Here is a 9,293-nt window from a genome sequence, read left to right on the forward strand (position 1 = left end):
AGCGCTACGTGGTCTTCGACCTTGACCAGAGTCGCATCTTTTCCGACGCTACCAATGACCAAGCCATTCTTTATCTTCAACGTGTTCTCCGGTTTGCCATCAAGTTCTGGGACAAGGGCGTTCTGACTCCGGCGGAGAAAGTCTTGAGCGCCACGACAGCGGCAGTGTTCCCCTATCCGCTAAGCCAGAAGACGGGGGTGCGGATCGCGCTGGACTTGAACCCGGACGTAGAAAGGCTGGCTAAACGAAACAGGTCCGGCCGCTACCTGCTGGCCTACAAGATCGGAACCGATCAGGGGGACGGACCGCAGGAGACTGCGAGCGTCGCAACTTTTCGCAAGTTCCTGGATGATCTCGACGGGCTCGGCACGAAGCTCGAGGCGTCGCCCGGACTCGCGGCACCTGCGTGGGAGACGAATTTCTCAAGCACCACGTTAGGGCAACTTTCAGCTAAGGTTGACATCCATCAGGGATACGAGACTTGGCTAAGGCTGCTAACCGAGGATCAGAAGAGGTTTATTCTCGCACCGTTGCTGCATCCAGTTCGGATCGATGGTCCTGCCGGAACCGGCAAGACGGCATCATTGGCTCTCGCCGCGATCCATTCAATGCGTCAAGCCGCAAGCGAGGGCCGAGAATATCAAGCAGTATTCATAACACATAGTGAAGCGAGTAGGCGCAGCATTTCAACCGTTCTTAAGGCGATGGGCGGTGAAGAGTTCATGCCGGAACAGCCGTCGATCCGTCGCTTGCGTGTTGAGACGCTCCAGAGTTATTGCAGCGGTCTGCTTCGACAGGAAATCTCCGAAACGGAATTCGTCGATACCGACGCATACGATGCCAAGCAATTGCAGTTAATGTACGTTGACGAGGCGCTTCGACAAGTGGGCAACGAGTTTGCCTCCTACGCTGCGTTTATGTCGCCTGACTTCAAGGCTTACATGGAGAACGAGGAGGACGAATTCAAAGTCCCGCTCATTCAACATGAAATTTCTGTCGTCATTAAGGGGAGGGCTAAGGAGAATCTCGACACTTATAAGAGAATCTCTCCCATTCCCTCGGCGCTTCCTGTGAGTAGTGAAGGCGACAAGGCGTTCGTATGGCGGATTTATGAGCGCTACCGAGAACAGCTCGTTGCTGGTGGACAGTTCGACACAGACGACGTCGTTCTCTCTGCACTTAGCCAGCTCTCTACGCCGATCTGGAGGCGTCGGCGTGCGCGCGATGGCTTCGATGCCATTTTCGTTGATGAAACTCACCTCTTTAACATGAATGAGCTTTCAATATTTCATCATCTAACCAGATCGGAGAATTCATTTCCGATCGCCTTCGCAGTGGACCGTTCTCAAGCCATCGGTGACAGAGGTTGGGCGGACGACATAGACGTGGCCTCGCTCATGCCTTCGTCGGAAGAGCGTTCGTCGAGTACCACAATAAACGTCAAGGGCATCTTCCGATGCTCACCAGACATTGTGAACCTCGCTTTCAGTATAACTTCCGCCGGTGCGAGCCTCTTCACGAACTTTCAGGATCCGATGAAGCTCGCCCACAGCAACATGACTTTCGAGGAAGAGAAGAAGGCTAAACGTCCTTATTATGCCGACTATTCGACCGACGCCGCTATGGTAGATGCAGCCCTAATAGTGGCGGAGGAAATGCGCGTATCGATGGGTGCGACCAAAGGGGACATTGCGATCGTCGTATTTGATGAACATCTGTTCCACGAACTCGAGAAGCGGTCGATCGAGGAGAACCGGCCGGTGGAGATTCTCAAGCATCGCGGCGATCCAGAAGTAGTGAGGCGAGCGAAGAGCGCCGGGCGCTTTGTTCTGTCGCTCCCTGACTATGTAGGCGGTCTGGAATTCGACGGTGTGGTTCTTGTGGGCGTGGACGAGGGCAGGGTGCCGCCCTCGCCAAGTAGTCAGCATTCTCAAAGCAAAGCATATCTGTCGTTCGCAGCTCACAATAAGTTGTATGTTGCCGTCACACGGGCAAGGTATCAGGTCGCGATCCTCGGCGTACGAGCCAGAGGACCGAGCGGCATTCTCAAAAGTGCGCTGGATGCAGGGGCGCTCGAGAAGCTTAACAGCTAGATGACGTGGCCTCAGGCATGGCGAGCTGTGACTTTCAATTTGCCATGCGCCTGACGGATCGGAATTTGAAACCCGTCGACCGCTTGTGGTGGATCGTGAATAGAAGTCCTGGTTCCAGTATCGTGTCTTTCAGTGCCGCCCGGAAATCTCGTTCAACGCTGCCTCGGCCAGGAACGCGCTGCGCGTCAGGTGCCGGGCAGCGGCGGCGGAATCGATCGCGTCGAGCGTGCCCTGATCCAGCGAGATATTGGCGCGCACCATGCGGAACTTGCTGCGGACATAGGGCACGGCCAGGACGAAAGCCCCTTCCGCCAGCTCGGCAGCAGCTTCGGCCTTGATGGCTTCAAGGCTGCGCGGTTCGGGCATGACGTCCTGATCTTCCATCCAGAGTTCCACCGCTTCGACCGCGTTGGGCAGGACATCGGCCATATCGTCCGCCGCTGAAAAGCAGCCGGGAAGGTCGGGGAACTGGACGCCGAAGGCGCTGTCCGGATCCTTGTGAATGATGGCGTAAAAATACTTCATGGGTCTCATCTCTCGTACTGCTCGGAAGTTCGCCGGGTGAGCACGTCCGGCTAGGTGGGCTGGCCCTTAGAGCCAGCCCACCATCTTCGCTATTGATCGGGCCGTCCCCAGCGGGAGGTCTTTCTTTGGGTGGGGGACAATCACCGTGACGCTGCCCTTGCGGAACTTGTGGTGCGATCCCTTGATCGACACCAGCTCGAAACCCTCATCCTTGAGGCGGCTCACGATCTTTTTGCTGTCCCGTTCCATGCGCAAATAAATACGCATTTCTGGGCGGACGGTCAAGAAGAAATGCGCAAATATTTACACCCTTTTAGATGGGCGCGCAGGAAGGGCTGTCCGCGGTTGAACCAATGGTTCACCATTATGAACGGGTGTGCATGCGCAACACTTCTCTTCGGCATCCTGATAAAGGAACAGGGACCGAATTTAGTGATTCGAAGAGGATCCCCAATGGCAATGTCGAAGTCAGACAGAGACTATATAATGCTGTCATTCGCGCTAACAGAAGGCCGAAGAGCACTCGATAACCTTGCCGAAGTGGAACGCCTAGCGGCCCTTAGGGTGGAGACCCAGCCCGGTGTAGAGGTTCGCGAGAACAGAAGGGTCTTCGATCAAATCCGTCTAGGTCTACAGGTGGCTGCGAACGTTTCACGGTTGTTCTGGCCCCCACGAAATATCGCACGAGGTGCTCACTTGCGATCACTCACAGGATTGCCAGAAACTCATGGCTTAAGCGATCGTTCATTGCGAAATCACATCGAGCATCTCGATGAACGGTTAGACGCGTGGACGGCAACCTCGCCACGTCCGTTCTTGACGATGGAGCTTGTTCTTCACGACGATGATGCGGAACCAGAGGCAATGAGAGCCGAAGTTGTTGATGCCACTGCCATCGTATACGATGCACAAAGCCGGTTGGTTCATCTCTTCGGCGACACCTTTTCACTTCCAAGCCTGCGCAGAGACCTCGAGGATGTCATGGAGAAAACCAGTCAAGCACTGATGACCAAAGTCAGGGCGTGGAAGTGATCATTTTTCATGGAATGAATGCAAAGGTGTTGCTTTCGTTTCGGCTGCTTGGGCACTCGAGGTCCTAGACCACACTCTCCAGCTTGACCGAACTCGCCAGCCCGCCGCCCTTATCAAGCGAGTGGCTGGCCTCGCTGATCAACCACTTCACGGCATCAATTTCGCTGTCCCAGCCATCCAGCGTCACGGGCTGGTTGGGCTCAAGGCCGGGATCGCCCAGCGCCATCTGGTAAGAGAACTGATATTCGCCGCGTGCGGCCTTGCGGGCTTGGGCGGCGGCGGCCTGTTTCGCTTCGGCCTCGCTGGCGAAGCTGCGCTTGATGCGCTTGGCGTTCTTGCCGCCGCCTACCTTCACCGTCTTGCCCTTGGCCCCGCGCTTGTCGTGCCAGCGCGCTTCGGCGCCGTCGTGCTGCTCGCGGTCGGGAATTGTGAAGCTCCAGCGGCTGTTGTTCTGGCGGATCAGCGTGGCGCCCGTGAAGACCTGGCCGGAGGCATTGGCGCTGGCGCCGATGGGCAGGAAGATCAGCGTGCCGTCCTTCACCGTGGCCACGGCATCGTAACGCGCGCCCAGATCGCGCACGAAGGCGGCATCGCTCTTGGCGGCCTGCTCGATTGAGGGCAGGGCAATGCCCGCCAGATCGGCATGGATGCTGGCCTTGAGGCCATTGGCCCCGGCGATATCCTGCAGCACGGCGCCCAGGGTGGTGTCTTTCCAGCCCTTGTCCTTGCGCTTGCGATAATCCCCGGTCAGGTCGGCCGAGCGGGCCTTGATGCGCAATGTATCGGGCGGGCCGCTTTTCTCCACCTCGTCCACCATGAAGCGGCCCTTGTCGATCAGGCCCAGCTTCACCCCTTCGCCTTCCAGCCAGCCCAGCGAAAGGCTGGCATAGACGCCGCGCTTGATGGGCTTCAGGGCGCCGTCATGGTTGGAAAGCTCGATCTCCAACTCGTCCGCCGCTTCGCCCAGCTTTTCGGTGAGGGAGAGGCGAATCAGGCGGGGGACGATTTCCTTCGCATAGTCGATCCCGTCCACCACCAGCGAGAAGCCGGCGCGGCGGGCGCTCATGGCTGATACCTCAGCAGATCCACCGCGAAGTCATAGCGGCGGGCGCGGCCGCCCATGATGATGTTCTGTTCGCGGTGATCCACTGCCACGATCACGAACTGGCCCAGCACGTCGCCTTCGCCCAGGGTGACATCCTGCACCTGGCCACTGTCGGCCATTTCGCGCAGGCGGGCGATGTCGGAATATTTGCCCGCCACTTCGGGCACCAGCACGCCGTTGAGCGTGATCTTGTCCTCGCCCGGCCCGGTGAATTGCAGCGCATCGCGCGCGCCGAAGCGGGGCGCGGCGGCCCAGTTCCAGCTCATGCGCCGTTCCAGCTCCTGATAGGAGAGGCCATCGGTGGCGAAGATGAACATGCCGATGGAGAGGAGGCGGTCGCTACTCATCGTAATAGGCTCTTCACCTTCTTCTCGGTATCGTCGCCGGGCTTCCAGTTGCCGAAGTCCAGTTCCTGATGGCGGCCGCGCATCACCAGTTCGACAGAGGAGACGGCGCCGGTGTCTTCCGCCTGGAAAGCGCCCAGCGCGCGGATCAGCACGCCATCGATCTGGGTAATGCCCAGCTTTGGCGACGATGTCGGCGTGCTGGACGGCCAGAGCCTGTGGGGCTTCTTCGAAGGGGCATGGATCTGCGGGCAATGGTACGAACCGCCGGTGCCGTTCCACGGGCTGGCGAAAAGCTATCGCATGAGCCCGCACCACCAGAGTGCGATCAAGCTGAAGGTGAACCTGCTGAAAAAGCACTTCGTCCCTTCGCGCTGGATGGATGCGGCCACGCATGAGCGGGCGGTGCTGGACTATCTCCAGATGGGCAATCTGTTCCTGCAGGAGATCCGCAATCTGGCCAAGCGGCCGCTGCGTTATGAGGTCAGCCCGGCGCTGCACACGCGGGTGGGAGTGGAGCAGGGCCGCTATTTCTGGGTGAAGCCCGACACGATGGGCCTTGGCAGTGTGAGCGGCGATTACGAATTTCCGGCCAATAGCGTGATCCACCTGCGCGAGCCGGATGTCGCGCAGGAAATCTACGGCCTGCCCGAATGGCTGAGCGCCCTGCAGTCAGGCCTGCTCAATGAGAGCGCCACATTGTTCAGGAGGCGCTACTACAAAAATGGCGGCCATGCCGGTTACATCTTCCTCAATGCGGAATCCGTGATCAGCGACGACGATTGGGAGAAGATCAAGGCACAGATGCGCGCGGCATCGGGCCGGGGGAACTTCAAGAACCTGTTCATCCACATGCCGGGCGGGAAGACCGACAACATCAAGGTGGTGCCCCTGGCCGAAGTGGCGGCCAAGGACGAGTTCATGGGCATCAAGAATGTGAGCCGCGACGATATGCTGGCCGCCCATCGCGTGCCGCCCCAGCTGATCGGCGTGATCCCGCAGAACAATGGCGGCTTTGGCGATGTGCGCAGCGCGGTGGATGTGTTCTTCGCCAACGAGATCGAGCCGATCATGCGCGCGATGGAGCAGGTGAACGAGATCAGCGGCCTGCCGGTGGTGCAATATCGCGAATATCAGCCGATGGGTGCGGCGGCCAATATCTGAGGTTCGACCGCTGGGAGCGCGCAGTCACCGATACTTGACGGAGTCAATCAGCCAATTGCGCTTCCAGTCGCTTGCCGATCAGGTGAAACAAGATCTGTGCAATCGTCATTATTGCGGCGTAGTGCCGCTAGAACTGCGATTATCCTCTGGGGACACCGGGGTGACAAACCAAGGAAGTCGAGGAAAGCCAAGCCTGGCCCGATGTTCCCTGATCCGCTTGGCATAATAGGCGACCAGATCGAAATAGGTGACCTTGTCATCGCTGGAGCGCGCATGGTTCGCATTCATGAGTGCCCGCTGGTGGTTCGATAGAAGTTCGTTGAGGTCCATGATCGGGCTCCCTCGTCGTAAAAACTGGGATGCCATGGTGGCGTCAAATGGGGGGCTTTCGCCCCCCACCCACCTAGGCGGTGACGCGATGAAGACTCACCGCGCAGGTGTTTCCGCCGGCATCCTTGCCTTCCTCGAAAGAGTAACGCTCGGCCTCCTTGGGCAGATCATCCTTGTACGGGAGGGCGCTCTGCTCGAAACGGAGGACTGTGCCTTCCTTTTCCGAGGTGATCTTGCCGCGTCCGCGATCGCTGTCATACGACTTGATTGTGCCAAAGCTGGTCATTGGAGTTTCCTTCTTCAGGCGGGCAATCACCATTGACTGCGTCCGCAGCTAGGAGACGCAACAGAGGGAAGAAGGTGCGGCTTAGCGCCTTGGACCGTCGATCTCGACTGGTAGCAGTACGAAGATGGGGTTTATTGCGTAAAATAACAAGAGTGCGACGCATATTTGTTTGAATTTTACGGATTTAAATAAGCCATTATTAAATATGGGAAATCAATGATCGCCTAATTTATAAGGTACTTTTGAAGGCGTAATCTCAATTCATCGGCGCCATCTTCGGTTTTGCAGAATGCACGCGTCCCGCCAAAGGGAAGTGGTTTGAGGGAATAGATGCCAATGCCCTCTGCAAGGCACAGTGAAGCAACCTTGTCCTCAGGCATGTCCAGATTGACTGATCTGCTCATGACTTGTTGCCTCGCGCCTGCATACGGTGCGCCTGGGCGACGGCGTCTGCTAGATTCGTGTAGTGATAATCGCCAACGGAATATTGCTCGACCAGCGTGACCTTGATGCCGAGCGCGTCCATTTCGGCAAAATCGCGGTTCATCGTGCGATAGTGAAGGGACGCAGTTTCCTTTGCATCTTCCAGTACAGGCAAGTTGTTGACGTTCGCGGGATATTCTTTTGTCACGGCTGCTCTCCGACCGTAAGCGGGAGCACATGGTCTCTCAGCCGCGAGTGCTTACATAAAATCCCGATCGCGATACATTGGATGTGGTGCCCTCAACCCGATTTACAATGATGGCGGCGAGAATGACAAAGGCCGCCCAGTCAGGGGCGGCCTTCGTACATCTGATTGCGCCGAAATCAGTTCGGGCTGGAGTTCTTGTCAGCATCCTGCTTTCGATCGCCGTCCTGCTTCTGCTCCTGCTGGCGATCTCGCTCGCCCTGCTTGGGTTCGTTGGGTTGCGCGTTCCTGTCGCCTGACTGGCCCTGCTGTTGGGGCTGGCCCTTGTGCTCGCGCTTGTCGTTCTGCTGGTTCTTGATGTCGTTCATGTCGAACAACCTTTCATGATGCCCGGAATTGGGCGGGGTAGTTTCGGTTATGGGCTGTGGCTCCGGATGGCATTTTTGATGATCTGCATGAAATGCTCTGCGTATTGCGCGGTGGACGTGAAATCCTGCTCGCAGCTGCCCAGATCGTGACCTTCCCCAAACGATTTATTCAAACGGTCGAGGATGTGCGGCTGCTCATCCGCTATGTGCTCAATGAGAGCCTGCAGAATGCGTTCATGTGCCAGAACCCGGCGTTCCAGTTCGGTGTTTTCGATGGGCATCTTAAATCCTCCCTGGCCCGAAATCGCCGCGCCGCGAACGGACACGGCTGACGCTTCCGCCTTCGTTTTCCCAGCTTGCGACTGGGAAGAGGCGCGGTGAAGTTGCCCCATTCATTTCCACAGCAGCGGCAGGCGAGCCGGCCACTTGCGGCGTTGGACGAGGGCGGGGGGGCGATTGACCTTGCAGCACCTGCGCAAGATTTTCCCATGCAGTTGCCGAAGCCAGATGCTTGCGCCGCTCGTTTTCCAACATGGGCCCCTCAGCGGCAGTACGCGCAAATTGTGCGCGGTCGCGGCAATTTTGGGGAGTATCGGTCATGACAAGCAAGCTCCACCGGATGCGGGAGCACGCTCATGTCTCTCAGCCGCCTTGGGCATCGGGTCGATCTGACGGTTAATCCTATATGGGGTGTCGTAAAGCTCAAACAAGGGCACAATGGTGGCGAGTAAAAATTTCTGCCTAAAGCCTCACTGCAATGAGGAATCATCTAAAGCGCAACTTTTAGAAATACGGAGGCGGTCAGTAGGCTTGTCTCAAATTCATAGCCGATTCTTTATCGTCTGCGGAAATGGCGGCCTGCTGTCGTTCCTTGGGTGCCGCGCCTTCAGCAAGGGCATTGCGCGCGAGCAATTGCGCAAAAATGAAACATAAAGGGAACAAATTGCTTGACCCGAATCGCGCTTCAGGCGGATTTGGGCGGGATGGTCCGCCGTTCGACTCCCAGAGCTATCCTAGACGATCGCGCCTTCCCGGTGCGGGTGCTGATTGCGGATATTGATCGTGCTGGCGGGCCGGGGCTGCGCATCACGCAGGCCCAGGCTTGGGCGGCGGAGCATATCGGGCGCGGGAATTTTGCCTGCCACGGGCAGTCCAGGATCGGCGTGATCGGGTTCGGCTTCTATTTCCGCACCGCTGAGGATGCGGTGCGTTTTCTGGATGCGCATCCGCACCTGGAGCTGGCCGATACCACCGACAGGGTTCAGCATCTCATGCAGGAGAGAAACCCGACGAGGCGCTACGCAGATGTGAGCACACATTCCATGCCGTGGTCAGGCGTAAGTGAGCCCAAGCCCTAATCGAACAAGATCCGGGCGCAGCGGGCGAGTGCGATCCCGATAAGCACCATAAGTGCTGCA

General features: G+C 57.8%; 14 protein-coding genes. 5 read left to right on the forward strand and 9 right to left on the reverse strand.

Going from position 1 to position 9,293, the window contains the following annotated elements; genetic code table 11:
* Positions 1–8: 8 nt before the first annotated feature.
* Positions 9–2,093 carry a UvrD-helicase domain-containing protein gene (locus tag WFP36_RS09235; protein ID WP_336979887.1) on the forward strand — a complete coding sequence of 695 codons (2,085 nt, stop codon included), beginning with the start codon at positions 9–11 and terminating at the stop codon, positions 2,091–2,093.
* Positions 2,094–2,222: 129 nt separating this feature from the next.
* Here WFP36_RS09235 and WFP36_RS09240 read toward each other — a convergent pair whose 3' ends face one another.
* Together WFP36_RS09240 and WFP36_RS09245 are read right to left on the reverse strand one after the other, a co-directional pair.
* Positions 2,223–2,618: a type II toxin-antitoxin system HicB family antitoxin gene (locus WFP36_RS09240; protein ID WP_336979889.1), complete on the reverse strand. Its 396-nt coding sequence runs from the start codon at positions 2,616–2,618 to the stop codon at positions 2,223–2,225.
* Positions 2,619–2,684: 66 nt separating this feature from the next.
* On the reverse strand, positions 2,685–2,867 hold the full coding sequence (locus WFP36_RS09245) for a type II toxin-antitoxin system HicA family toxin (RefSeq protein WP_336979890.1): 183 nt from the start codon (positions 2,865–2,867) through the stop codon (positions 2,685–2,687).
* Between the two features lie 204 nt (positions 2,868–3,071).
* Here WFP36_RS09245 and WFP36_RS09250 point away from each other — a divergent pair, with 204 nt between their 5' ends.
* Positions 3,072–3,650: a hypothetical protein gene (locus WFP36_RS09250; RefSeq protein WP_336979891.1), complete on the forward strand. Its 579-nt coding sequence runs from the start codon at positions 3,072–3,074 to the stop codon at positions 3,648–3,650.
* 64 nt (positions 3,651–3,714) lie between these two features.
* Here the strand turns inward: WFP36_RS09250 and WFP36_RS09255 are convergent, their stop codons facing one another.
* The 3 genes from WFP36_RS09255 to WFP36_RS09265 are packed head-to-tail and all read right to left on the reverse strand — an operon-like array spanning position 3,715 to position 5,254.
* Positions 3,715–4,716, reverse strand: coding sequence for a contractile injection system protein, VgrG/Pvc8 family (locus WFP36_RS09255; protein ID WP_336979892.1), 1,002 nt, complete (start codon positions 4,714–4,716; stop codon positions 3,715–3,717).
* Complete coding sequence (locus WFP36_RS09260) at positions 4,713–5,102, reverse strand: phage tail protein (RefSeq protein ID WP_336979894.1); 390 nt, start codon at positions 5,100–5,102, stop codon at positions 4,713–4,715. Before WFP36_RS09260 ends, WFP36_RS09255 begins: the two co-directional genes overlap by 4 nt.
* The gene (locus WFP36_RS09265) at positions 5,099–5,254 is read right to left on the reverse strand and encodes a phage major tail tube protein (protein WP_336979895.1); all 156 of its coding nucleotides are present in this window, start codon (positions 5,252–5,254) and stop codon (positions 5,099–5,101) included. The genes WFP36_RS09260 and WFP36_RS09265 overlap by 4 nt, the downstream gene beginning before the upstream one ends.
* A 16-nt stretch (positions 5,255–5,270) precedes the next feature.
* Here WFP36_RS09265 and WFP36_RS09270 point away from each other — a divergent pair, with 16 nt between their 5' ends.
* Positions 5,271–6,263 carry a phage portal protein gene (locus WFP36_RS09270; RefSeq protein ID WP_336979896.1) on the forward strand — a complete coding sequence of 331 codons (993 nt, stop codon included), beginning with the start codon at positions 5,271–5,273 and terminating at the stop codon, positions 6,261–6,263.
* 108 nt (positions 6,264–6,371) lie between these two features.
* Here WFP36_RS09270 and WFP36_RS09275 read toward each other — a convergent pair whose 3' ends face one another.
* The 4 genes from WFP36_RS09275 to WFP36_RS09290 form a co-directional block, all read right to left on the reverse strand.
* A complete protein-coding gene (locus WFP36_RS09275) occupies positions 6,372–6,593 on the reverse strand; it encodes a hypothetical protein (RefSeq protein WP_336979898.1) in 222 nt (73 codons plus the stop codon).
* Between the two features lie 73 nt (positions 6,594–6,666).
* On the reverse strand, positions 6,667–6,879 hold the full coding sequence (locus WFP36_RS09280) for a cold-shock protein (protein WP_336979900.1): 213 nt from the start codon (positions 6,877–6,879) through the stop codon (positions 6,667–6,669).
* 400 nt (positions 6,880–7,279) lie between these two features.
* Positions 7,280–7,510: a hypothetical protein gene (locus WFP36_RS09285; protein ID WP_336979902.1), complete on the reverse strand. Its 231-nt coding sequence runs from the start codon at positions 7,508–7,510 to the stop codon at positions 7,280–7,282.
* A 176-nt stretch (positions 7,511–7,686) separates the two neighbouring features.
* On the reverse strand, positions 7,687–7,875 hold the full coding sequence (locus WFP36_RS09290) for a hypothetical protein (protein WP_336979903.1): 189 nt from the start codon (positions 7,873–7,875) through the stop codon (positions 7,687–7,689).
* A 56-nt stretch (positions 7,876–7,931) separates the two neighbouring features.
* Between WFP36_RS09290 and WFP36_RS09295 the strand changes: the two genes are divergently transcribed.
* Entirely contained in the window at positions 7,932–8,207 is a 276-nt protein-coding gene (locus WFP36_RS09295; protein ID WP_336979905.1) for a hypothetical protein, read from the forward strand.
* Positions 8,208–8,822: 615 nt separating this feature from the next.
* Positions 8,823–9,233, forward strand: a complete 411-nt coding sequence (locus tag WFP36_RS09300) for a hypothetical protein (protein WP_336979907.1) — start codon at positions 8,823–8,825, stop codon at positions 9,231–9,233.
* Positions 9,234–9,293: the final 60 nt, after the last annotated feature.

The sequence above is a fragment of the Fulverythrobacter fulvus genome (genome assembly GCF_037154085.1).
GTDB lineage: Bacteria > Pseudomonadota > Alphaproteobacteria > Sphingomonadales > Sphingomonadaceae > Andeanibacterium > Andeanibacterium fulvum.